Raw genomic sequence first — 23187 nt, forward strand, 5'->3', positions numbered from 1 at the left:
GGTTAAACCCCTTCCCGAGACCGCACCCAAGGAATTGATAACGTGAGCCACGCCCGCACCACCTGGCGCCTGTCCGGCCGTACCGGTTATATCGCCGCTGCCACGGCCGCGCTCATCGGCCTCGCCTCTCCCCTCGTCGCCCCTGCGCAGGCATCCGCACCGGATCTTTCTTCCTTAGTACAGCAGGCATCCTCGCATAGCCCACTGGACGAGCTCGGCCGCCCCAATCAGGAAACCCAGGACCGCATCCGCGCTTTTGCGGCACAACCGTGGATTCCCGAGGATGTACGCAACGCTATCCTCTCGGGCCTCGCGTTCTTCGCCGGCGGCGGCGATGGCAAGGGCGGCGTAGCCATGCCAGAGGGCAATAACCCGAACTTCCGCCAGTTCTACTGGCCCACGGTCTCCGCACACTGCATTGGCGGCACCAGCGATGCCATGGGCTCGGCCATTGCCGTTCCTGGCCCCACCGAAATGCCGGCACCGGGCGCAAAGTCCGGCGAAACCGTCTTTCTCTTCACCGCCCTCGGCACCCCACCGGCCGCACGCGAACAAGGCGGGATGAACGTGCAGTGGTTCAACCTTGACACCCTGCGCAGCGGCATCACCCCACTAAATAACAATGGCATCAATCAGGACGGCCCTACCACCTTGTCCGGTACCGCCCAGACCGGCAAGGGCACCGTCATCGCGCTGCTTTCTGGCGGCGTGAACACCCAGGAGTCCCGCTGCAATTTCGCCCCCACCGCCGCCTTCCTTGAGGTGAAGTAGATGCCGGTGGATCTCCATCCGGTCAAGCGCGAGACCTTTAATACCGCCGAGTACACCAATACCGACCCCAAGGGGTTCCTGCGCGAGGTCGACACATACACCGAGACGGATTTCGGCCTTTACATGGCACGCGGCGCCGATCACCCGCGCTTCGGGTACTTGGAATCGTGGCTGCTTCCCGATCTCAACCTGCGCGCCAATATCTTCCATTTCCGCCCCGGTGTAGACGTCCACCAGGACTTTTATATTGATGTGGCCGAAATCCAGCGCGATGGCGCGGTGTGGACCACCCGCGATCTTTATGTGGATCTTGTTGCCACCCGCGGCAAGCCCATTTCCGTGCTCGATATTGATGAGCTCTCTGCCGCGACCTCCGCCGGCTTGATTTCTGCCGAGGACGCCGAGAAAGCGATCGACACTACACTTGCCGCGGTCGAGGGCATTACTCGCAGCGGTGATGATGCGATGGCTTGGTTGGCGCATCAGGGGATACACTTAACGTGGTCCGATAACATCACCCTAACCCCAGAAGGATAATTTATGGCCGGTGGCCTTTTTGCCCTGCTTGACGACGTCGCCCTGATCGCCCGCTCCGCTGCCTCTAGCGTTGACGATGTGGCCGCCCTTGCGGGCAAGACCTCCGTGAAGGCCGCAGGTGTGGTCGTCGATGATGCGGCCGTAACCCCGCAATATGTGGAGGGGATTAAGCCCCAGCGCGAGTTGCCGATGATCTGGCGCATCACCAAGGGCTCGCTTATCAATAAGCTCGTCATCATCTTGCCCATCGCGATGATCCTCTCTTGGATCGCGCCGTGGGCGCTTACTCCCATCTTGATGTGCGGCGGTACCTATCTATGCTTTGAAGGCGCGGAAAAAATCCTGCACCACGTTCTCCCCCACCGAGAGAAGGAAACTGAATCAGTCCAGGAAAAGGGCGCAGACGCCGAAGATAGCTTGGTCAAGTCCGCGATTACCACTGACCTCATCTTGTCTGCCGAGATCATGGTCATTTCCCTAAATGAGGTCATCAACGAGCCATTCTGGATGCGCCTGGGTGCCCTCATCTTCGTCGGTATCTTGCTGACCCTGGGTGTCTACGGCGCCGTAGGCCTCTTGGTCAAGATGGACGATATTGGCATGGCCCTTAATAAGCGCCACGATGGCAAGTCCACGGTGGGCAACGCCTTGGTCAAGGGCATGCCGGTCGTACTCGATATCATCGGCGTCATTGGTACCGCCGCCATGCTGTGGGTAGGCGGCCATATCGTGGTCAAGGGCCTGCACGAGTTCGGCATGGATCAGCCCCACGAATTCATCGCGTCCACGACCGAGAATATCTCCAATGGCGCCCTGGCATGGCTGGCAGATACCGGCATGTCCATGGTCTGCGGCCTGGTGCTTGGCACAGTGGTTGCCACCATCGTGATGGCGGTTAAGGCCTCCTTTGGCAAGACTTCGGCCACTTCTGCCGAGCCGGCGGAAGCTTAACGCTCCGTAGCCCGGCTGCATAGCCGGCTACATAAATAGCATCAGCGAAACCGCCATCACGGCCATGCCGGCAATCAAACCGTAGATAGCGTGATGGTGCTCGCCGGTCTCCTCAGCGGTGGGCAATAGCTCATCCAGCGAGATGAAGACCATAATGCCGGCGATGGCGGCGAAACTAATGCCCATCGTCGCCGGCCCAATAACCGGCATGAGAAGGCCAAAGCCGATGAGCGCGCCGAGCGGCTCAGCCAGTCCAGACAAGGTGGCCCACCAAAAGGCCTTCTTGCGGGAGCCAGTGGCCTCGCGCAGCGGAACAGCCACCGCAATGCCTTCCGGAATATTGTGAATGGCGATGGCCACCGCCACCGGCACCGCAACTTCCTTAGAATCCAGGCCGGATAGGAAGGTGGCAAACCCCTCGGGGAAATTGTGCAGGCCCAGCGCGCAGGCGGTAAATACGCCGGTTTTCATTAGCTTTTTGCGGCGGGCTTCTTCGGCCGTGGTGGCCGGCTCATGGGGGTTAATCTCCTCCGGCACGAGCCGGTCAATGATGGCGATGACGGCGATGCCAGCAAAGAACGCCCCGACGGCGGCCCAGGTGCCGGTGGTTTCCTCGCCGAGGGCGTCGGAAAGCTGCGCAATGCCTTCCGGCAGGATCTCCATAAAGGAGACATACAGCATCACGCCGGCCGAAAGCCCCAGTGCAGCGGCCATAAAAGCCGGCCCCGGCTGGCGCCTTCCCACCGCCAAAGCGCCGCCAATCGAGGTCGATAGACCCGACAGCAGCACCAAGGCGAAGGCAAAGGCAAAGGTACTAAAAGTCATAGCTGGCACCCTACCAGCCAATAATTGTCAAGTATTAATTTTCTTCCTTATCTTCCGGTACCGGAGAGATGAACTCGCCATTCTTGATAGATGGATCGTTGTCCACATACTCGCCTGCCTCATAGTCATAGCCCACGGCGCGGCCCTCTTCGTCCGTGCGCGCGTACCAATCGGTCACCTCTGCTGCAGTGGAGTTAAAGTGCGCGCCCGTTGCGTAGTCGCCGTCTGTCGGCTCAATGGACAGGGCAAAGTTATCGCCATAATCGCGCACGCCCCGCACGATCGCATTAGAGACCGCTTCGTCCTCGTAGAAATGGCGGATGGAGGCAGGATCATGACGCAGCTCGCGCACCAACGCGATGCACATGAGCACGATGATGACCGCGAAAGGCAGGGCCGTCACCGTAATAAGGTTCTGCAGGCCCTGCAGCGCATTGCGGCCGCCGGCGAGCAAAATAACCACGGCAATGCCGGCCATGCATACCACCCAAAAGACCGTAACCACCGGGTTTGGCTTGGGGTTGCCGCGCTGGGTGAGCTGCGAGTTCACAATGGATGCGGAGTCAGCCGTGGTAATGAAGAAGACCACCAGCATGACGATGACGATGGGCGCCATCCACTCCGCTCCTGGGAAGTGATCCAAGACCTTGAAAAAGATGTCTTCTGCCGCCGGCATGGAATCAATGGTGCCATCTGGGGCGATATCGCCATCGCGGCGCTGCAGCCAAATGGTGGTGCCGCCCAGGATGGTAAAAGCGGCAACAATGATAGCCGAGGGAATAAGCAACACACCGAGCACGAACTGGCGGATGGTTCGCCCGCGGGAAATCTTGGCTACGAAGACGCCCACGAATGGCGACCAGGATACCCACCAAGCCCAGTAGAAGGTGGTCCAGGAGGACAGGAAGGCCACCATGTCTTCCCCCTCGCCCATGTTGGCCGAGAGCATCTGTGGCATTTCATCGAGATATTCAATCACTACGGCCGGCAGCATATTGGCCAAGAAGGCGGTCGGCCCCACGACGAAGAAGAACAAGGCCAGCGCCATGGCCAGCACCAGGTTGATATTGGAGAGCCACCGAATGCCCTTGGCCACGCCGGAGACGGCCGAGAAGATCGTTCCGATGGACAGCACCACGATGATCACCAGCGCCGCAGCATTGCCGGTGGTAGACCAGCCGCTAACCAATTCCACGCCGCGGCCGATCTGCAGCGCACCGATGCCCAGCGTGGCGGCGGTGCCGAAGAGAGTGGCAATAATGGCCAGGCCATCGATGATGCGCGCGGGCAGGGAATCAGAGGAGCGATTGCCAAAGAGCGGCATCAGGATGGAGCTCATCAGCGGCACGCGGCCGCGGCGGAAGGAGACGTAGGCCACGCACAGGCCCACGATGGCGTAAATTGCCCAGGCATTAAAGCCCCAGTGCATGGCTGCCTGCGCCATGGCGCCCAGCACCGCTTCATCGCTCGCAGCCTCATAGGCACCAGGGCGCGGCGAAAGGTAGTAGCTCAGCGGCTCGAAGGGGCCGAAGAAGATAATGCCGATGCCAATGCCGGCACCAAAGAGCATCGCGGCCCAGCTCACCGTGGAAAATTCCGGCTTCTCCCCATCTAGCCCGAGAGGGATTTTGCCGTACTTTGAAAAGGCCAAGATGATGAGCAAAAACATCAGGAACGTCGCTAGGGCGGTAAAGATCCAGCCCAAGTTACGCATCACCCAATCGAGCGCTGCCGAAGAAGCATCGAAGACCTGCTCGGGTGCAATCACACCCCAGATTACGAAGGCGACGACCAGTCCGCCGACCACAAAAAGGATCGGTTTATCCACGCCATACTTGACCTTCTGATCCTCAATGGAGACGCCCGGCACCAGCGCGGGGTGGATATTATGCGGGTACATAATGTCCTTTAAGATGCGCTTGGCATTGCGGGTGCGCTTTTTGCTTTCCTCCGAGCTATTTACCCCACGCACAGGGCGGGATGAGGAAGACGATGAAGAAGAGATGGTTCTACTCCTATTCTGTTTTCCGGGTTTCACTTTTAAGAGAGCTGTCTATACATTAATAAAAACTCGCAGGATATAAAGCTGGCGCCAGCCCTTCCCCCATATGCGTAAAATGAGCTACGCATTGTTTACCGGCCTTTAACCTTGGGAGTGACGTTCTATGGCGCTTTACCCGCTCGCGACTAGTTACTTCGGCGTGGAGCATGTTGCGGTCCTCGAGCACCCAGTGCTGGGCACCACATTGAGTATCCCCGGCGTGGCAGAGCACGCTGCGCTTGTCGACGTCTCCCTAGAACCCGATACCTACACCAACGGCTGGCGCGTCCGCTCGGACTTCGGCTTCTTGGGGTTTCTGGACGAGGTCGAGGCGGCGGAGTATCCCGCCTTGGAGCGTTTAAAGGCCTCCTCCGCACAGCCGCAGACGATCGCCACCGTGGAAGTAGTAGACGGCGAGGTTGAGGTTGCCGTGTCACTGGGCCTGTGGCCGTGGATGGTGCCGGTCAACGACCAAACGCAAGGAACCGCACTGCTCTCCGGTGGGCAAGGCGTGCTCATCGATGCCGCCGCCGGCGACCTATCGCCCGCCCAGCTGGAGAGCATGGGCACGCAGCAATTCTTCGTCACGCTGGAAGACCTTGCCGGCACCGCAGTGGCCACCTGCGACGATATGGTGCTCGGCCCCATCGGCGACATTCCTGCGTTCCCCGGCCTGCGCGCCGCTTTCGCCGCGGCCAGCGGCTCTGGAGCGGGGCTTTCCGCCCGCGCCTATGCGAGCCACGGCATGCTTGCCGTCGATATCCCCGCCGATGAGGCCACCACCGCGGAGCTCTTCTCCCCCGCTGTTCCACCGCTGCGCGTGCCCGCGCCACAACCTGCGATTCCCACTGCTGCGCCCGCAGCCACACCGGCTCAACCCGAGGTCTGGGAGCACACGCTTGCCGGCGAGGCCATCGTGACGGCGCTGCCCACCGGCTCACGCCGCCCGAAAGGGCCACAGGCCCAGCCGCCTGCACCCGCTGAGCCAGATGCGCCAGCTCAGCAGCACAATGAGCAATCACAACAACCGCAGGCCAGCGCCAAGCTGGCGGAGTTGGTCTCTTCCATCCCGGGCGAGCAGAATTTCAGCTGGCGTGCGCTGCCGGTAGCCGAAGAACCGGGCCGCTTTTCCTCCGAATCCGCGCGCGTGCGGGCCCGGCGCGTGGCTCGCGAAACCTCTCACCACCGCGGGGGCAATCACCGCAAATAGGTGCGGTGACCGGTCACAGGGGCCTTGTTAGCGCAGGGTGCGTTGGACCCCGTCGCCGAGGCGAGTAATCCGCTGGGCGTCGAGGTATTCCAGCAGCGGGATGGCTACCCGCCGCGTGGTGCCCAGCGCTTTACGGGCTGCCGAAAGCGTAAAAGGCTGCTCCAGTTCGGCCAGCCGCCGGCGCGCTTCCTCCGGCGCCGAGGGCAAGAGCACGATTCCCTGCTTGAGGCGCAGAAGGCGCCCGGCGCGCTCGGCGGCGGCAAGTTCCTTTGGGCCCAGGCCCAGCTCCGTTAGGTCATCTGCCTCGGGTGCCGCAAAAGGTTCTACCTTAAGCCTTTCCTCGATGGCAGCGACCCCGCGCTCCGCCGCGCCGAGGTCCGCCTGCTGTCCGGGAAGGCGCAGCACTCCCTCGCTGCTTTCCGCCTTCGCAGCGGCGATGGCAAGGCCCAGCAAGCCTTCTTCTTGCAGGCCGAGGGCATCCATGGCTGCTTTGCGGGGCATTCCCGGTGCCAGGGGATGTGCGGCGGTGTGGGCATGCAGGGCGTCGGTAAGCGCGTGCTTCCACCGCGTAACTTGGGAGGCCGCAATCCACCAGTCGCGGAAGGCGATAATGCCTTGCGGCGGCGCCGCGGTAGTAAAGCCGTCACGGGCTAAGTCATCCACACGGGCAAAACCGACGCGGCGCAGGTAGGAGGCAGGATCACGGAAAGAGTCCTGGGCACTGAGCTCTTCTGCGCGGCGGCGGGCGGCACCGCGCCGGTTAAGTTCCGGCGGGCGCAGGTCTACTGCCTCTACGCCGGCGACGACGTGCCGGCCGCCGGGGCTACGCACTACGAAGCGATCAAGGAGCTGCAACGGCAACGCATGCGCCAGGCTGATGCGCGCGAACTCGGCAGACAGGGGACGAAGGTAGGCCTCTACCCCGGCGGTACCGGTGTGCACGACGAGGTTATCGGGCAGCCCATCGAGCTCCGCGCCAAAGGTGCGGCGGACATCAAGGTGGTCCACCAGGCGCCACGCACCCGGGGTAAGCAGCACGTCGCCGCGGTGGATATCGGTGGCATCTGCCCCACGCAGGTTGACGGCCGCGCGAGTGACGGGGCCAAGTGAATCCTGCGCGCGGTTTTCACTATGCAGGCCGCGGATTTCCACGTCCCTTTCCCCATCGGCCGTGGCCACCGTGAGGCTATCGCCCACGCGCAGGGTGCCCGCGGCGAGCGTTCCGGTCACCACGGTGCCCGCGCCCTTCACGCTAAAGGCGCGGTCTACCCACAGGCGCACGGGTGCCTGCGCATCGGGAACGGGCGCAGCGGCAAGAACCTTATCGAGCGCCTGCCGCAGCGCCGCAATGCCGTCGCCGGTTGGGGCGGATACGGGGATAATGGGGGCGTCGGCAAGCGGGGTGTCGGCCAGCTGCGTCCGGATTTCTGCGGTGCGGTCCACGGTGGCGCGGTCGCTGCGAGTGAGCGCAATAATGCCGTGCTCTACTCCCAGCGCGCGCAAGGCATCGCGGTGGTCGGTGGACTGGGCCTGCCATCCCTCATCGGCCGCGACCACAAAGAGGACCACCGGGGCCGGGCCCACGCCGGCGAGCATATTGCCTAGGAATTTTTCATGGCCGGGCACATCTACGAAAGCCACATCCGCGCCAGAAGGCAGCGTGGTCCAGGCAAACCCCAGGTCAATGGTAAGACCGCGGCGCTTTTCTTCCTCCCACCGGTCCGGGTCCATCTCCGTAAGAGCCCGCACCAGGGTGGACTTGCCGTGGTCCACATGGCCGGCAGTAGCGACGACGTACACCTAGCCTACCGCCTTAATAGCGGCAATAACCGTGGCGTCGTGGTGGGCGGGAACGCAGCGAATATCCACCAAGCAGCGGCCCTGATGCACGCGGCCTACCACGGGCGGGTCCTGGCGGCGCAGCGCGTCCGCATAGTGCTCAGGCAGGCTAACCGCGAAGCCGGGCAGCGGGTACTCCGGCGCCCCGCCGCCGCCCACGCGGCCATCATGAGGCACCACTTCTGCCCCAACTGCCTGCGCGATGGCTTCCGTGCGCTCGCGGTGGGTCTGGGGATCGAGGTGGAGGGCGTCCTGCACCGCATTCGAGGGCGTTGAAATGGCCGCCTCCAGCGCGTTGAGGCGCAGCTTATCTATGCGCACCGCACGCGCCAGCGGGTGCTTCTTCACCGCGGCAATCGCCTCCTTGGTGCCGAGCAAAATTCCTGCCTGCGGACCGCCAAGCAGCTTATCACCTGAGGCAATGACGATATCGGCCCCGGCGCGCAGCTGGGCCTGGATATCTGGTTCTTCTGGCAGCGCTGGGTCATGGGTGAGCAGGCCGGAGCCCAAGTCCACGATGAGTCGCGTATCGTGCTGCACGGCTAGGCGGTGCAGTTCCTCTACCCCGACTGCGGAAGTAAATCCCTCGATGCGGAAATTGGAAGGGTGCACCTTCAAGATGGCGCCAGTGTTATCGCTCAGCGCGCGCTCGTAGTCGGCCAGGTGCGTGCGATTAGTCGCCCCAATTTCTTTAAGGCGCGTGGCCGTGGACTCGATGAGTTCGGGCAGGCGAAAGCCCGCACCGATCTCAATGAGCTCGCCGCGCGAGATGATGACCTCTTTGCCGGGAGCGAGCGCAGCGGTGGCAAGCAACAAGGCGCTGGCGCCGTTATTGACCACTAAGGCATCTTCTGCACCGGGGCAGGCCGCGAGCAGCGCGGCCGTGGCGCCGGCCCCGCGCTTTTTTGATCGCTTGCCCGAGTCCAGGTCCATTTCCACATCCGTATAGGAGGCAGCGGCCTGCAGGGCCTCTACCGCGGCGCTGGGAAGCGGGGCGCGCCCTAAGTTCGTATGAATGATGACGCCGGTGGCGTTAATGACCGGCTGCAAGGAATGCGCATTCTTTTGTTCCAGGCGCTGCGCAATTTCTGCGGGTATATCACTGACCTGCAGCTGACCGCGGCGCGCTTGGGTGACTGCGCCTTGGAGTATCGCGCGGATGGTGTGCTCGGCTAGGCGCTGGCGGGCAGATTCTACTTCCGGCAGCTGAAGCAGCTCATCCATGCGGGGAATATTCCTGCGGGGATCTGGGCCGGCAGCAGGCGTGGGTGTGGGCACTGTGGCATTCCTCCTTGCGCGCGGGTGGCGGAGACGGACAGGAATCGAACCTGCCAGACCGAGATGCTCGGCCTCACCGGTTTTGAAGACCGGGGCGCCCACCAGGACACGTACGCCTCCGTGTGCTCACCTTACACGGGGGAAGAAATTTCCCGGGATTCTCCGTACAATTAACGTTTTTCTAAGATTCAGGCTAAGATTCTACTTATGTTCCTATCAGGTTTAAGGCGGCGAGAGATTGGCCGGCGCGCGGGCGCCGGTTGCATACTCGGCTTCGCCCTTCTCGCCACCGCGTGCTCCCCTGCCACTTCCCCACCTGCGGAGTCCCCCAACATGACCCGACCAGAGGTGGAGTCGCAGCAGCTGGAAGCCTTCACCGAGGACGCAGCCGGCGCCCCACATGGCTTCACTGCCACCGAGCCTGGCACCCACTTGCGCTATGGCGAGACGGCCTCCGTCCTCACAGAATCTCGCGAGGGGAATATAAGTTATTTTAAGGTTCGGATAGATGCCCCACGCATCGCTGACAGCATCCGCCCTACCGGCTCTTCGGAAGACGTCACCCTCCCTGAGTCCGCCTCCACCATCTGTTTCCCGGTATCGCTGACCTACCTCGGAGCTGCGGATACCTCCGCACCGACTTCCTTTCCAGACCTCGCACCAGCTACAGCTGATGGCTCGCGCGCCAATGAGGTGCCCAACTCCGCCGCGGCAAGCTGCCCCTATAGCCAGGTCCCTGCGATACCCAAGGTGGGCCAGACCTATCGCACCGCACTGGTTTCCTTTACAGAACCTGCCCATGCGGCAAGCGATCCCCACGGGGCACAGTTCCACTTCCATGTGCCCTCCTTCAACCGCCTCGACCACGCGGAGGCAATTTCCTGGGGCTAGTAAAATGGCGCTATGACCCAAGATATTAAGCTCACCTCTTTCGCAGCTGGTGGCGGCTGCGCCTGCAAGATCCCCGCTGGGCAGCTGGAATCCGCCGTCGAAGGCCTCATCGGCAAAGCCGACCCCAACGTGCTGGTCGGCTTGGACGATGGCGATGATGCCGCAGCCGTAAAGATTCAAGATGGCCTGGCGGTTATCTCCACCGCGGACTTTTTCACTCCCATGCTCAATGACCCCTATGACTGGGGGCGGGTGGCCGCGGCCAATGCGCTCTCTGATGTCTATGCCATGGGTGGCACCCCGGTTACCGCCATCAACCTGGTGGGCTGGCCCAATGAAAAGCTGGGCCTGGATGTGCTGCGCGAGGTCCTGCGCGGCGGCATGGATATAGCCACCGAGGCCGGCATCTCCGTAACAGGTGGGCATTCCATCACCGCGCCCGAGCCCCTGTACGGTATGGCAGCTACCGGCATCGTGGCCCCCGACAAGCTCATGCGCAACGACGCCGCCGAACCCGGCCTGCCCATCACCCTAACCAAGCCCATTGGCGTGGGCATCCTCAACAACAAGCACAAGGCCACCGGCGAGGTCTCCCAGGCCGCGGTCGATTCCATGACCACCTTGAACCATGAGGCCGCCCGCGCCGCGGTGGAGGCGGGCGTGCGTGCCGCCACGGATGTCACCGGCTTCGGGTTGCTCGGCCACTTATACAAGCTGTGCCGGGCCTCCGGCATCGCCGCGGAGCTCGATTTTTCCGCCGTGCCCACCATCGAAGGCGCAAAGGAAGCGCTGGCAGAGGGCTTCATCCCCGGCGGCTCTCGCCGCAATCTCGACTGGGTGCGCCCACACCTCGATACCTCCTTGAGCGAGGAAGAGCTAGTGCTGCTTGCCGACGCCCAAACTTCCGGCGGCCTCCTCCTCATCGGCGAGGTTCCCGGCTACCCCGTCATCGGCCATACCACCGAGCGCACCGGCGATGCGTTCATTAAGGCCTAAGATGCGCCGACGCCTCCCCGCTTTCCTCACCCTCGCCTCCACCGCCCTAGCCGGGGCGGGGCTGGTGGGGTGCTCGTCCGAGGGGGCATCGCCAATGAGTACTCCCCCTTCGAGTTCACCGCCGCTGACAGGCGCTTTTACTGCTCCGCCTGGCCGGTCGAAGAGTCAGTGTCTACCACGTGCGTGACCACCGTGGGCGATGTGGCGCTGAACTACTACCTTCACCGCGATGGCCGCGACTCCGCAGCCGAGCAACAACGCATGGAAGACATCGGCGCGGAGCTCGCCCCCGCCCTGCAGGACCTGGACTAGTCCGGGCTCACCACATCGTGGTCGAGGCCCTGCTCGCGCCGGCGCCTTTCCGCCCGGCGCTTCTGCGGCCCGATGGTGGTCTCCGGGTTCTTCACCGCTTCCAAGCCGGCGTTGAGCACGCCAAAGCGCGTGCACGCCGAGCCAGCCAAGAGCGATAGCCCCGCAGCCACCGAGACCGCCCGCGACTTCGTCACCGCAGCCACCGCGCTACCGACACCGCCGGCTGCGATGAAGTATTCCGAAGCCTTCATCAACGCGCCCGGCTTACCCTGGTGCAGAGCTTCGCGCGGCTCCGGCTCCATGCCTTCCTCCAGCACCTTGGTCGCTGCCAGATCACTTGCTGCAGCGGCCATGCCCAACACACGGGCCGGTCCCGCGTGCTCGACCGGAGTGGTCACCATAGCCAGGCCTGACGACGCCGCACCTGCCGAGGAAACGAAGACATACGGCAGGTGCTTTTTCATGTCATTCCACACCGGGTTCGAGGTATTGGACAGCAATACCGCGGTATAGCCTGCGAGCGGACCACCGAGTACACCCGCGACCGCGCCCGCCGGCCCGGCCGACTTCTTCAGCGCCGTGCGCACGAATTTCGGCAGCGGCAGCTTGTGGCCAGTCGCCGCGTCCACTTCCGCCGCGGCAGGCAGCGCGGCCGCGCTGGCAAAGCCCGACAAAATCCACGAGCCCATGGACATTGGCGAGGTCACCTTGAAGACGCGGAACATGTTCAATGCGCGTTCCGGGCGGCCCAAATCCAGAATCAAAAAGACCGATCCCACGGCCGCCGCGCCAAAGGCAGAGATCCGCGTGGTGCGACGCAGCGGCGCATTGCCCACGGCCTGTGCACCAGCGGCTAAGAGACCTGAACCGCCACTCACGCCGCCCAAGAAGAGGTAGGCGCCGATGGGCCATTCCCACGGCGGAGCCTTGACCACTGGGCGGCCGTAGTAGGACGAGAACTCGAAGTCCTGCGCCATGCGCTCCTCTTTGGAGCCGTCCTGCGCACCCGCGCCTGGACGCTTCCGCTTCTTCTTCGGCTTCGTACCATCGAACTTCCGGTAGCGATTGCGGCGCTCCGGCTGCGGTGGACGGTATTCATCAAAGTTGCTCATTTGCGTCCCCCAATCAGGAAGGAACCGGCCACGGCCAGCGCCATGCCGCCGATAGCCTTGGCTGCGGTCTTATACATCTGCGGTAAATCGGCCGTCGGCACGCGCGGGTCCGGCGGCAAACCGTAGACCTCAGGTGAATCCAAAAGCAGGAAGATGGAGCCGGTTCCGCCCACGCCATCGTCCTGGTTGGCGCCGTAAAGGCGGGCCTCGGTAAGCCCTTGCTCGTGCAATACACGCACGCGTTCCTTGGCCGCGGCCACCATCTCCTCGTACGGGCCGAACTGAATGGAATCGGTAGGACAGGTCTTAGAACATGCTGGCTGCTCTCCCTGCTTCAGGCGGTCGTAGCACATGGTGCACTTTTGGGCCACACCCAAATTCTTAATCGGCATCGACTCGCCTGGCGTGTGGTCCGGCCCCTGCGGGGCAAGCTGCTTAAGCTTTTTCAGCACGTTCACGCCGGCATGGGAATTATCCACGTAATCCACCGTGGCCGTCTTGTCGTACTTCAGCGCCACACCGCCGTCATCGCGGCGCTCGATGACGCCAAACGGGCAGCCGGCCACGCAGGTACCGCAGCCATTGCACACATCATCTTGGACCACAACGGTGCCAAACTCGGTGCGGAACAGCGCGCCGGTAGGACACACGTCCAAGCAGCCCGCATGCGTGCAGTGCTTACACACGTCCGAGGACATGAGCCACCGGAACGTATCCGTATCCGGCGGGGTGGTATCAACCTCTGGGGCCTGCGCCCCTACCGAGGGCATACCCAGGGAAATGAGATTCTTTCCCTCCTCGCGGGCTTGCTCGATGCGGTCATTGTTTTGCTCCACAAAGGCCACGTGCCGCCAGGTATTTGCTCCCAGTGCGCCGGTGTTGTCATAGGAATCACCCGTGACGTCATAGCCTTCTACCGGGTTGCGGTTCCACTCCTTGCACGCCACCTCGCAGGCCTTACACCCGATACACACGGAAGTGTCGGTGAAAAAGGCCATGCGGCGGTACTTGTCGTAGCCATGCCGGCTGGCGTTTTCGGTCAGAAGATTTGTCATTTACTTACCTTCTTCGCTTTCCTCGCCCTTTTCGCCGTACTCATCCACATCCGCGGGCTGCTGCGGCTCTGGGTTATAGGTGAAGGAATCATCCACGGTGAGCAGATCATTGCCGGAATCCAGGTTCAGGTGCGCGCGCTTCTGATATTCCTTGAGCATCTCCACACGAGCCTCGCCGCGCGGGCGACGGCCCGGCTGGATATCGCAGGCGCCGATCTTGGAATTCTGGATGAATACGTTCGGCTCCAACGTAAGGCCCAGCAAATCATTGGCACCATCGCCTGCAACGGCCGTGGAATCGGACTCGCCATAGTGATACGGCAGGCCGATCTGGTGGAACTCCTCGCCATTGATCTTCATCATCTGCATGCGGTCAGTGACCAAGACCTGTGCCTCAATCACGCCGCGCGGCGAGACGATGGTGGCCCACTTGCCGTTTTCCAAGCCACGCTTTTCTGCCAAGGCCTTATCGACCTCGCAGAAAAGGCCCGGCTGCAGCTCCGCCAAATACGGCAGGCGGCGCGACATCGCACCCGAGGTATACATCTCGGTGAGGCGATAGGTGGAAAAGACAAACGGGAACACCTCGGAGCCCGGCTCACCAGGTTCTGGGCGCGACAGGTTGTCTGGGCGCTTAATGGTCAGGCGCGTCGGTGACTGCTGCTGCTTGTATAGCACATTGTGCACCGGGGACTCGTGCGGCTCATAGTGGGTGGGCAATGGGCCGTCGGAAAGCCCGGTCGGTGCAAAGAGCCAACCGCGGCCATCTGCCTGCATGATGAAGGCATCGGTGCCATCGAGGGCGTCCGGGCCCACGGCGTCGACCGGAGCCTTGTAGTCCGGGGCCTTAGTAGCCGGGAAGTCCGGCACGTCATCGCCAACCCATTGACCCTGGTCAGCGTCCCACCACACATACTTCTTGCGCTCGGACCACGGAGTGCCGTCCGGCTTCGCCGAGGCACGGTTGTAGAGCAGGCGGCGGTTGGCCGGCCATACCCAACCCCACTCGGGAGCTACCTCGTTTTGCTCCGACCCCGGTACCTTGCGCGCGGACTGATTAATGCCGTCCTTAAACACCCCGGTATAGATCCAGCAACCGCCCGAGGTGCTGCCGTCATTCTTCATCTCCACGAAGGCAGGCAAAAGCTCGCCCTTCTTCGGGCCCTCGAGGTAGTAGCCGTTGATCTCCTTGAGGACGTCCTCAGAATTCGGCTCGCCTTCCTCGGTTTCCACATAGTCCCACGTGACCTTCTGCAGAGGAATATCTCGCGGATCGGTGGAATCGCGCAGGCGCTCCTTGATCTTCTTGCCCAGCTGGTAGAAGAACCACAGGTCACTCTTGGCATCCCCTGGCGGCGGGGCTGCCTGGAAACGCCATTGCAGCATGCGCTGCGTCTGGGTAAAGGTTCCCGCCTTTTCCACGTGGGTGGCCGCCGGCATCAAGAAGACCTCGGTGCCGATGTCCTCGGTCTTAAGCTCGCCGTTTTTAATCTCCGGCGAATCCTTCCAGAAAGAGGCGGTCTCAATCTCCTGGAAATCGCGCACAACCAGCCACTTCAGCGCTGCCAAGCCGCGGCGCTGCATGCCGCCATTGGACTGCGCGACGGCCGGGTTCTGGCCAAACACAAAGTAGCCTTCCACCTGTTGATCCAACATGGCCATGAGCGTTTCATAGGTAGAATGCGCACCAGAAATGCGCGGCATGAGGTCATAGCCCCATCCATTGTCCTTGGTTGCCGCATCGCCCCAATAGGACTTCATCAGCGAGACTGCGTAGTTCTCACCAATCTGCCAGAAGCCCTTCTGCGACTCGTTACGGATTCCATCAACGAACTCTGGCCAGCTTTGCTTATCGACGCTCGGCATGGGCAAATACCCCGGCAACGAGTGGAACAACGTCGGGATATCGGTAGAGCCCTGAATCGAGGCGTGACCGCGCAACGCCATAATGCCCGAACCTGGGCGACCCACATTGCCGGTGAGAAGCTGCAAGATGGCGGCGGTACGAATGAACTGCGCACCCAGGGTGTGCTGGGTAAAGCCCAACGCATAGGCAAAGCAGGTGGTGCGATCCGGCGTAGAATTCTGCGCGATCGACTCCGCTAGGTAATAGAAGTCCTCCTGCGCAATACCGCAGGTCTCCTCCACTACCTCAGGCGTATAGCGCGCGTAGTGCCGCTTGAGAATCTGGAAAACCGAATTCGGATGCTCTAGCGTCTCATCGCGTTCCACATTCCACGACGCACCCTCCGGTTTCTGTACGTACTGCCACGAATCCGTGACGTACTTACCGGTCTCTGGGTCATAACCAGAGAACAGGCCGTCCAGATCTTCGGTGTCCTGGTAGTCCTCCGAGATGATCATCGGCGCATTGGTATACGCCACCACGTAGTCATGGAAGTACAGCTCGTTTTCCAGCAGGTAGTTAATGACTGCGCCCAAAAGCACCACGTCCGTGCCGCCGCGAATGCCAATGTGGCGATTCGCAAAGGCTGACGTGCGCGTATAGCGCGGATCCACGTGAATGATGCGGGCACCACGCTTCTTGGCTTCCACCACCCACTGGAATCCCACTGGGTGACACTCGGCCATGTTAGAACCCTCAATGACGATGCAGTCCGCATTCGCCATATCCTGCAGCGGTTGGGTTGCGCCGCCGCGGCCAAACGAAGTTCCTAGACTAGGAACGGTGGCGGAGTGTCATATGCGCGCCTGGTTCTCGAGCTGAATCGCACCAGCGGCGGTAAATAGCTTCTTGATGAGGTAATTTTCCTCATTATCCAAGGTCGCACCGCCCAAACCGGCGATGCCCATCGTGCGGTTGAGCGCACGACCTTCATCGTCCACATCCTGCCAGCCATTGCGGCGGGCTTCCAAGAAACGATCCGCAATCATCTCCATCGCGGTATCTTCATCAAGGTCCTGCCACTCCGTAGAGTGCGGCGCACGGTACTTAATCTTGGTCAAGCGCGTAGCGGAGTTGATCAGCTGCTCCGACGCAGATCCCTTCGGGCACAGGCGCCCACGGGAAATAGGCGAATCCGGATCGCCCTCCACCTGGATGACGCGGTCATCTTTGACATATACGCGCTGCGAGCAACCAACCGCGCAGTACGGGCACACCGACTGCACCACGCGGTCCGCTTCCACGGTGCGCCCATGCTTATCTTTACTCTTTTGAGACTGCGTATTGACGTCCCTTCCGAAGGGATCGCCACTGCGCAGCTGGCGCACAACCGGCCAGTTGAGAGGGCTAAAGCGAGACATGTCCTTTAATCTATATTTCGCCGGTTAAAAAAGCCACAAAGGCTACCCTAACTAGCTTGCACCGCCCAGAGTGCCCGCTTAATCCCCTCAACGATGTCCGCCAGCTCCATCATGGGCTTATCCGTTTTCTCCTGCTCTGTAATGAGTGGAACGTGGACGAATCCGGCGCTTATCCCGGTGCCCGCGAAGTGATGCAAGAGACCATAGAGCAGCTGGTTACACACGAAAGTCCCGGCCGTATTCGACAACCGCGCCGGAATATCCTCCATTGCCGCAACCATTTCCTTTACCGGCAGCGTAGAGAAATATGCCGCCGGGCCGCCTTCCACTACCGGCACATCGACCGGCTGATAGCCCGCATTATCAGGAATACCGGCATCCATAACGTTAATCGCGACCCGCTCTGGGGTGATATGCGCCCGCCCACCGGCCTGGCCCAAACATACAATTGCATCGACCGCCGAGCCTTGCGCGGCCTCAATTGCCCGACGCAGCGATTCCCCGAACTTCGTCGGGATCACTAGCTTGACGAGCTCCGCGTCTCCAATGCGATCCGGTAGTTGCTGAAGAGCTCGTTCCGTGGGGTTTATGCTCTCTCCGCCGAAGGCGTCGAATGCGGTTACGAGGATTTTCATGCTGCCAGTATTCCAGATCCCCGGGCCCTCCCACCCTTCGCGCTCACCGGCAGCACCTGAATGGCGCTTCCCCCTGGTCTTGGTGAGCGGCAAGGGTGTACGCCAGATTCTCCCCCTCCCCTCACGCTCACCGGGAGCCATACTCAAAGCACTCAGGGCCCTGCCCGTGAGCGCGAAGGGCAGGCTGCCTAACCAATCTGCTGCTTCGTAGTGCAGTCAATCTTCGCGTAGGAACGCCCTTTCTTATCCACGGACGTCAAGGCATAGTTTCCGCCATAAGCTCGGCACCCGGTGTAGTTGTCGACCACCGGTGCCGGCTGAGGTGCCGGCTGCTGTTCGGGAGCTTGGTATTCAGCCGCCTCCTCATGCGTTGGCTGCTCCGCTACCTCTACTTCCGGCGCATCGTGCTCCTGCTGGCGATTCTCTTCTTGCCGCTCCTCTGCACGGCGGCGTTCTTCTTCCTGGCGCTCCTTCTCGCGCTTCTCTTCCTCCTGCTTTTTCTCTTCCAATTTCTCGAGCTCTTCGCGGGCTTGTTTCTCCTTCCCCTCAAGCTCGCGCTCCTTCTTCGCGGCAATCTCCTTGGGAGCATCCGGATACGCTGCTTTCTGGAAGGTGCTTCGATCATCTTTGTGGCGAGTCAGAACCGCCAATCCGGCCTTCGCAGCTGCTGACTTGTCCAGTACATCCTCGTACCCTGCAATATCAGCTTCCCCGGAAGCTGCAAATGCTGCCGCTGCAGCTTCAGCGCCGCTAACCGCCTCGGCCATGTTCTTATCGCTGGAAACCTTGCACTCGTCTGAGACCCCAAAGATCCCTTCGCCGGCGTCTTTAGGGCCGCGTTCGGCATTGCGCACTTCGTCATAAAACTTGTCGTTTCCGCCAAATACAACCGCCGTGGCTAACCCTTCGGCCGCGACATCCGCGTTAATGAAGTCATCGTCGATAAAGACACCGGCAAGAGTGCGGCCGTACTTGTCGGTCCGCTCGGAATCATATTCCAACCGAACCTCGGTCCCCTTGGGCAGCCGTCCTTCTAAGTACTGCTTCGCTTCCTCCGCGAGGCACTCACTCGGTTCGCCGTTATGGCCGATTTCCGGCGTATCAATATTAAGTAGCCGGACGCGGGTATTTTCGCCGTCTATGTCGACGTCAATGGTGTCGCCATCGATCACTCGGTTGACCACCACAGTATCTTCATCGCCGCCGCCTAAAGCAACGGAAGCCACTGCGCCAACTGCGAAAATGCCAACGAGAGGTTTAACCCAGCCCATGAATGTTCCTCCTGAGAAAGATAGAGAGAGTAGCTATCTAAAGTTAGCAATGGGACACACGTGGTAGTTCAAGGTCCCTTCCCTTCGCGCTCACCGGCGTCGAAAAGCAAGCACAAAACCACCTCTCCGTGAGCGCGAAGGGTGAGGTTGCGGCCACTGCATATAACTCGCACTTTGTGCCTATGGACGCAGAAGGAATAAGCTGAGCGATGTTGAAGTTGAACAGGACAGTATCTGGAAAATAGTCCGATCTGTCCATTTTTATTTTCAAAGGAATCTTTATGTCTCAACAAGAATCTTCGCGCTCCAAGCTTCCCGGCTGGGCCACGGGATTCGGTGCTCAGGTCATCGCGGGCCTCATCATCGGCCTCATCCTGGGCTTCATCGCCTCTGGCATGGATACCGACCCAGATAACCCGGGCTGGTTGACCACCCTGCTCACGGGCGTCGGCAGCGCCTACGTCCAGCTGCTCAAGGTGATGATCCCGCCACTGATCTTCGCCGCTGTTGTTACCTCCGTCGCTAACCTGCGCAAGGTCGCCAACGCCGCGTCCCTGGCAATTTCCACGCTTGTGTGGTTTGCCATCACCGCATTCTTCTCCGTCTTGACGGGCATCATCGTCGCCGTCGTGATGAAGCCGGGCATCGGCACGAGCATCGATGCTGCCACCGCGCAGGATCCTTCCCACGTCGGTTCGTGGACCGCGTTCTTCGAACAGCTTCTGCCCCAGAACTTCGTGGGCCTTTCCGCCTCACTTTCCGACGGCGAAGTATCCCTCAGCTTTGGTGCCCTCCAGCTCCTCGTCATCTCGCTGGCCATTGGTATCGCCGCCGTCAAGACTGGCAAGTCTGCCGAGCCTTTCCTGCGCTTTACCGAGTCCTTCCTGAAGGTCATTCAGGTCATCCTGTGGTGGATTATCCGCCTTGCCCCGATTGGCACCGCGGCCCTCATCGGCAAGGCCGTAGCTACCTACGGCTGGGATGCACTGGGCTCGCTGGGCAAGTTCGTCTTGGCCATGTACGTCGGCATGGGCCTGGTATTTGCCGTGGTCTACCCGGCAGTGCTGAAGTTCAACAAGATCCCGGTCATTGGTTTCTTCAAGCGCGTATGGCCTGTGACCTCCCTGGGCTTTGTCACCCGTTCTTCGATGGGCGTCATGCCAGCTACCGAGCGTTTCAGCGAAAAGGCTATGGGCGTTCCCTCCGAGTACGCTTCCTTTGCTATTCCGCTGGGCGCAACTACCAAGATGGATGGCTGCGCTTCCGTATACCCAGCCATCGCTGCCATCTTCGTCTCCCAGTTCTATGGCATCGACCTTGACTTCACCCAGTACCTGCTCATCATCTTCGTGTCCGTTATCGGTTCCGCCGCTACCGCAGGCACCACCGGCGCAACGGTGATGCTCACCCTCACGCTTTCCACGCTCGGCCTGCCGCTGGCCGGTGTTGGTCTCCTGCTTGCCATCGAGCCGATCATTGACATGGGCCGTACCGCACTGAACGTCACCGGACAGGTGCTGTGCGCCACCATCGTGGCTAAGCGCGCCGGCATCCAGGACAAGGCAACCTGGGATGCTGCCGAGAACGGCGTCAAGCACATTATGGATTCTGACTCGGCTGAGGCTATCGGCGTCAAGGCTTAAACCAGTCTCCTAAATAAGGCAAAAGAAACGCCCGCAAGGTATTCCTTGCGGGCGTTTAGCTATGCGCTTTTACTTCTTGAGGCCGTCAACACCATCGGTGTCGATCTGCTCCTTGCGCAGCTCCTCGGTGTGAGTCTCGGTGTCGCGAACGGTGTCCTTCTTCAGGTTGATCTTCTCAACCGGAACGGTTTCCTTGTTCACGTTTACGCGCTCCTCGTGCAGGGTGACGGAAGCTTCCTCGGAGTCACCGGAGATGGTGCCGTTGTAGTTCTTGGCATCCTCAGCGCTGATCGGGGTGCGCTCGACGCTAACCTCTTCACGCTCAACCGGAACCTCAACGGTCTCGGTGTCGGTCACAACGTACTTGCGCAGGCGAGCCTCACCGGTAGCCACGCGCTCCTTGTTGACGTTGAGCTGCTCCTCGGAACGGATGAGCTCGCCATCGTTGTTGGTGCGTGCAGCTGCAGCGTCATCAGCTACGCCAGCCTTGCGCTCGGTAGCAGCGGCGTCGGTGGTGTGGGTAGCTGCCTTCTTCTCGTCAGCGTGTGCACCAGCAGCGCCTGCACCTGCAACACCTGCGCCAGCACCAGCAGCGCCGGCACCTGCGGTCAGGTTGTGATCCTTGTCAGCGCCAGCTTGAGCGTCGCGCTTGGAGTCAAGGTTGGAATCCTTGTAGTCGGTAACGTCGTGTGCGTTATCCAGACCGTAGTGCTTGAAGATATCGGACTGTGCCTCAGGGGTCAGCGGCTTATCGGAGTCGAAGTCCGGAGCATCCTTGATGCGGTCCTTGGAGAAGCCCAGCTTCAGGTCATCGCCGGAGAAGTCGTGGCCGCGCAGCGGAACCAGGCTGGAGTTCATGCCGAACAGGCCGTGGTTAACCTCAACGAAGGTAGGCTGGCCGGACTGGTCATCAACGAATACCTCGTTAACGTCGCCCAGCTTCTCGCCGTTCTTGTCGTATGCGGTTGCGTTAAAGAGGTCCTTAATGTTCTTACCCATTGTCAGTAAATCCTTTCTGCTATTGGTATAGCTATCTTCAACCAAACAAAAGGACATTTTCTACCCCCGCCACGTGGAGTATGGGGGTGAAAATCTCCAATTGATTGCTGTAACAACCACCATACGGAGAAATCAAAATTTTTTCGACCGGCAGACAAAAATTTTCTAAATTTCGTTCACCGAAATCAGTCTTCGTGCAGCTCAGAACGTTTGGTAACAGTTCTATAACATTGGAAAATCTGCACCATAAGCACCCGAATCGGGGAAACCGGATGTCGATTCTCTCGCCCGCAGCGCCCTAGACACATCCCTTCACGATCTCCAAATCGTCCACTGTTCACCACACCCCGAAATGCGGTGACAACTACCCCACAGGATTCTTTAACGAGGGTGTACTTTTTCTCCCAGTGTCCACAGGCGGTATACAGGCCCGTACACCCGAACGGGCCTACACACATATTGGTCTAGTGCGCATACACCACAGTGGTCGGCAGGAAGCTGAGAAGATTAAGTCTTAGGGGAATAGGTACGGGCGTCGATTTTCCAGGCCGGCTGGTTCCACATGAATGAACGCACTGCAGCCTGGGTAGAGCTCGTCGAGGGCAATTTCCACTGCGTCTGCAACCTCGTGGGAGTGCATGACGCTCCACTCCCCTGGCACCTCCATGGTCAGGTACACCAACCGCTGGCGGCCAGAGGCCACGGTGCGACGATCCGTGAAGTTTACAGAGTGTTCCTTCTCCAGCCGGGCTAGCAGTTGCCTAATGTGTTGACGCTCGTCGTCGGGAAGCGCCTCAGAAAGCAGGCTACTCACCGAATCGCGCAGGAGGCTATAGCCTGTCCACAAGATATTGATGCCCACTGCGAGCGCCACTACAGGATCCAGCCACCACCAACCAGTAAGGAATACGGCGGCGATGCCTATAAGGACGCCTACGGAAGTCCAGACGTCGGTAAGCAAATGGTGCCCATCCGCATCCAAGGTGGCGGACCGGTAGCGCTTACCTGCACGGATGAGCGCGATGCCCACCGCGCCGTTGAGCACGGAGGAAAGCGTTGACAACGCCAAGCCCCAGCCCGGCTCTTCAATCGGCTGCGGAACAAAGAAGCGTTGGATCGCCGTGTACACGATCATGCCGGCCGCAATAAAAATCATTGCGCCCTCTACCAAGGCGGAGACGTACTCGGCTTTGCCGTGGCCAAACTGGTGGTTATCGTCGGCCGGCTTAGAGGCAATCCGGAGGGCATAAAAGCCGGCGACGGCCGCGACGAGATTCACGATGGATTCGAAGGCATCGGAGAGGAAGCCCACCGAGCCCGTAAACCACGCGGCCAAGGCCTTGAGGAGGATGGTAGCCACTGCGGCGGCGATGGATAGCTGCATGAAGCGCTCAAGAATGCGCTGTTCTGAGCCCATGGAGGACATAGTCACTTCTCCCTTCGGTTCGGTTGCGGACCGAAGGTCTCGTTCACGGCCGCGGGCACTGCGGGCGCTGGCTGGCCGGGCTAAACGCCAGTATGTCGACCAGTCATCTCAGAATTAACCGAGGGAAC

General features: G+C 60.9%; 19 protein-coding genes and 1 tRNA gene. 8 read left to right on the top strand and 12 right to left on the bottom strand.

Features of this window, described 5'->3' with window-relative positions; genetic code table 11:
- Positions 1 to 42 precede the first annotated feature (42 nt).
- Genes ACKFRY_RS09925 through ACKFRY_RS09935 form a run of 3 tightly spaced genes read left to right on the top strand, consistent with a single transcriptional unit; the run spans position 43 to position 2259 of the window.
- Positions 43 to 771, top strand: a complete 729-nt coding sequence (locus ACKFRY_RS09925) for a hypothetical protein (protein WP_150851671.1) — start codon at positions 43 to 45, stop codon at positions 769 to 771.
- Positions 772 to 1308, top strand: a complete 537-nt coding sequence (locus ACKFRY_RS09930; RefSeq protein ID WP_316981637.1) for a DUF402 domain-containing protein — start codon at positions 772 to 774, stop codon at positions 1306 to 1308. It begins immediately after the preceding gene.
- 3 nt (positions 1309 to 1311) lie between these two features.
- Entirely contained in the window at positions 1312 to 2259 is a 948-nt protein-coding gene (locus tag ACKFRY_RS09935; protein ID WP_408922783.1) for a DUF808 domain-containing protein, read from the top strand.
- Between the two features lie 27 nt (positions 2260 to 2286).
- Here ACKFRY_RS09935 and zupT read toward each other — a convergent pair whose 3' ends face one another.
- Both zupT and ACKFRY_RS09945 read right to left on the bottom strand, forming a co-directional pair.
- Positions 2287 to 3084, bottom strand: coding sequence for a zinc transporter ZupT (gene zupT, locus ACKFRY_RS09940; protein ID WP_150851315.1), 798 nt, complete (start codon positions 3082 to 3084; stop codon positions 2287 to 2289).
- Between the two features lie 34 nt (positions 3085 to 3118).
- Positions 3119 to 5056: a BCCT family transporter gene (locus tag ACKFRY_RS09945; RefSeq protein ID WP_408922784.1), complete on the bottom strand. Its 1938-nt coding sequence runs from the start codon at positions 5054 to 5056 to the stop codon at positions 3119 to 3121.
- 193 nt (positions 5057 to 5249) lie between these two features.
- Here ACKFRY_RS09945 and ACKFRY_RS09950 point away from each other — a divergent pair, with 193 nt between their 5' ends.
- Entirely contained in the window at positions 5250 to 6335 is a 1086-nt protein-coding gene (locus tag ACKFRY_RS09950; protein ID WP_408922785.1) for a hypothetical protein, read from the top strand.
- A 27-nt stretch (positions 6336 to 6362) separates the two neighbouring features.
- Here ACKFRY_RS09950 and selB read toward each other — a convergent pair whose 3' ends face one another.
- The 3 genes from selB to ACKFRY_RS09965 form a co-directional block, all read right to left on the bottom strand.
- Positions 6363 to 8135: a selenocysteine-specific translation elongation factor gene (gene selB, locus ACKFRY_RS09955; protein WP_408922786.1), complete on the bottom strand. Its 1773-nt coding sequence runs from the start codon at positions 8133 to 8135 to the stop codon at positions 6363 to 6365.
- The gene (gene selA, locus ACKFRY_RS09960) at positions 8136 to 9452 is read right to left on the bottom strand and encodes an L-seryl-tRNA(Sec) selenium transferase (RefSeq protein WP_408922787.1); all 1317 of its coding nucleotides are present in this window, start codon (positions 9450 to 9452) and stop codon (positions 8136 to 8138) included.
- A 25-nt stretch (positions 9453 to 9477) separates the two neighbouring features.
- Positions 9478 to 9572, bottom strand: a tRNA-Sec gene (locus tag ACKFRY_RS09965).
- A 213-nt stretch (positions 9573 to 9785) separates the two neighbouring features.
- On the opposite strand from ACKFRY_RS09965, the gene ACKFRY_RS09970 reads away from it, so the two are divergent.
- The 3 genes from ACKFRY_RS09970 to ACKFRY_RS09980 all read left to right on the top strand — a co-directional run bounded on the left by ACKFRY_RS09970 (position 9786) and on the right by ACKFRY_RS09980 (position 11651).
- Positions 9786 to 10343 (top strand): hypothetical protein, encoded by a 558-nt coding sequence (locus ACKFRY_RS09970; protein WP_408922788.1) that lies wholly within the window; start codon positions 9786 to 9788, stop codon positions 10341 to 10343.
- 12 nt (positions 10344 to 10355) lie between these two features.
- Entirely contained in the window at positions 10356 to 11339 is a 984-nt protein-coding gene (gene selD / locus ACKFRY_RS09975; RefSeq protein WP_408922789.1) for a selenide, water dikinase SelD, read from the top strand.
- Positions 11340 to 11408: 69 nt separating this feature from the next.
- Complete coding sequence (locus ACKFRY_RS09980; protein WP_050776581.1) at positions 11409 to 11651, top strand: hypothetical protein; 243 nt, start codon at positions 11409 to 11411, stop codon at positions 11649 to 11651.
- Here the strand turns inward: ACKFRY_RS09980 and nrfD are convergent.
- The 5 genes from nrfD to ACKFRY_RS10005 form a co-directional block, all read right to left on the bottom strand.
- Positions 11648 to 12763, bottom strand: coding sequence for an NrfD/PsrC family molybdoenzyme membrane anchor subunit (gene nrfD / locus ACKFRY_RS09985; RefSeq protein ID WP_179386306.1), 1116 nt, complete (start codon positions 12761 to 12763; stop codon positions 11648 to 11650). The two genes, ACKFRY_RS09980 and nrfD, sit on opposite strands and share 4 nt — an antisense overlap.
- On the bottom strand, positions 12760 to 13818 hold the full coding sequence (locus tag ACKFRY_RS09990; protein ID WP_005323573.1) for a 4Fe-4S dicluster domain-containing protein: 1059 nt from the start codon (positions 13816 to 13818) through the stop codon (positions 12760 to 12762). The genes nrfD and ACKFRY_RS09990 overlap by 4 nt, the downstream gene beginning before the upstream one ends.
- A complete protein-coding gene (fdnG, locus tag ACKFRY_RS09995; RefSeq protein WP_408922790.1) occupies positions 13819 to 17085 on the bottom strand; it encodes a formate dehydrogenase-N subunit alpha in 3267 nt (1088 codons plus the stop codon).
- Between the two features lie 47 nt (positions 17086 to 17132).
- The gene (pcp, locus tag ACKFRY_RS10000; RefSeq protein ID WP_408922791.1) at positions 17133 to 17720 is read right to left on the bottom strand and encodes a pyroglutamyl-peptidase I; all 588 of its coding nucleotides are present in this window, start codon (positions 17718 to 17720) and stop codon (positions 17133 to 17135) included.
- Between the two features lie 188 nt (positions 17721 to 17908).
- Positions 17909 to 18991, bottom strand: coding sequence for a thermonuclease family protein (locus tag ACKFRY_RS10005; RefSeq protein ID WP_200435117.1), 1083 nt, complete (start codon positions 18989 to 18991; stop codon positions 17909 to 17911).
- Between the two features lie 281 nt (positions 18992 to 19272).
- On the opposite strand from ACKFRY_RS10005, the gene ACKFRY_RS10010 reads away from it, so the two are divergent.
- A complete protein-coding gene (locus tag ACKFRY_RS10010; protein ID WP_005323578.1) occupies positions 19273 to 20634 on the top strand; it encodes a dicarboxylate/amino acid:cation symporter in 1362 nt (453 codons plus the stop codon).
- 69 nt (positions 20635 to 20703) lie between these two features.
- On the opposite strand, the gene ACKFRY_RS10015 is transcribed toward ACKFRY_RS10010, so the two are convergent.
- Both ACKFRY_RS10015 and ACKFRY_RS10020 read right to left on the bottom strand, forming a co-directional pair.
- Positions 20704 to 21633, bottom strand: a complete 930-nt coding sequence (locus tag ACKFRY_RS10015; protein ID WP_005323579.1) for a PRC and DUF2382 domain-containing protein — start codon at positions 21631 to 21633, stop codon at positions 20704 to 20706.
- A 514-nt stretch (positions 21634 to 22147) separates the two neighbouring features.
- Positions 22148 to 23059: a cation diffusion facilitator family transporter gene (locus ACKFRY_RS10020; protein WP_250409683.1), complete on the bottom strand. Its 912-nt coding sequence runs from the start codon at positions 23057 to 23059 to the stop codon at positions 22148 to 22150.
- Between the last annotated feature and the right edge of the window lie 128 nt (positions 23060 to 23187).

It is taken from the genome of Corynebacterium tuberculostearicum (genome assembly GCF_046097255.1).
Lineage (GTDB): Bacteria > Actinomycetota > Actinomycetes > Mycobacteriales > Mycobacteriaceae > Corynebacterium > Corynebacterium tuberculostearicum_J.

Excerpts from the sequence above, each read along its gene's own strand:
- ACKFRY_RS09930 (WP_316981637.1), top strand. The coding sequence starts at position 772 with ATGCCGGTGGATCTCCATCCGGTCAAGCGCGAGACCTTTAATACCGCC.
- ACKFRY_RS09935 (WP_408922783.1), top strand. The coding sequence starts at position 1,312 with ATGGCCGGTGGCCTTTTTGCCCTGCTTGACGACGTCGCCCTGATCGCC.
- zupT (WP_150851315.1), bottom strand. The coding sequence starts at position 3,084 with ATGACTTTTAGTACCTTTGCCTTTGCCTTCGCCTTGGTGCTGCTGTCG.
- ACKFRY_RS09950 (WP_408922785.1), top strand. The coding sequence starts at position 5,250 with ATGGCGCTTTACCCGCTCGCGACTAGTTACTTCGGCGTGGAGCATGTT.
- ACKFRY_RS09970 (WP_408922788.1), top strand. The coding sequence starts at position 9,786 with ATGACCCGACCAGAGGTGGAGTCGCAGCAGCTGGAAGCCTTCACCGAG.
- selD (WP_408922789.1), top strand. The coding sequence starts at position 10,356 with ATGACCCAAGATATTAAGCTCACCTCTTTCGCAGCTGGTGGCGGCTGC.
- nrfD (WP_179386306.1), bottom strand. The coding sequence starts at position 12,763 with ATGAGCAACTTTGATGAATACCGTCCACCGCAGCCGGAGCGCCGCAAT.
- ACKFRY_RS09990 (WP_005323573.1), bottom strand. The coding sequence starts at position 13,818 with ATGACAAATCTTCTGACCGAAAACGCCAGCCGGCATGGCTACGACAAG.
- pcp (WP_408922791.1), bottom strand. The coding sequence starts at position 17,720 with ATGAAAATCCTCGTAACCGCATTCGACGCCTTCGGCGGAGAGAGCATA.
- ACKFRY_RS10005 (WP_200435117.1), bottom strand. The coding sequence starts at position 18,991 with ATGGGCTGGGTTAAACCTCTCGTTGGCATTTTCGCAGTTGGCGCAGTG.
- ACKFRY_RS10010 (WP_005323578.1), top strand. The coding sequence starts at position 19,273 with ATGTCTCAACAAGAATCTTCGCGCTCCAAGCTTCCCGGCTGGGCCACG.
- ACKFRY_RS10015 (WP_005323579.1), bottom strand. The coding sequence starts at position 21,633 with ATGGGTAAGAACATTAAGGACCTCTTTAACGCAACCGCATACGACAAG.
- ACKFRY_RS10020 (WP_250409683.1), bottom strand. The coding sequence starts at position 23,059 with ATGTCCTCCATGGGCTCAGAACAGCGCATTCTTGAGCGCTTCATGCAG.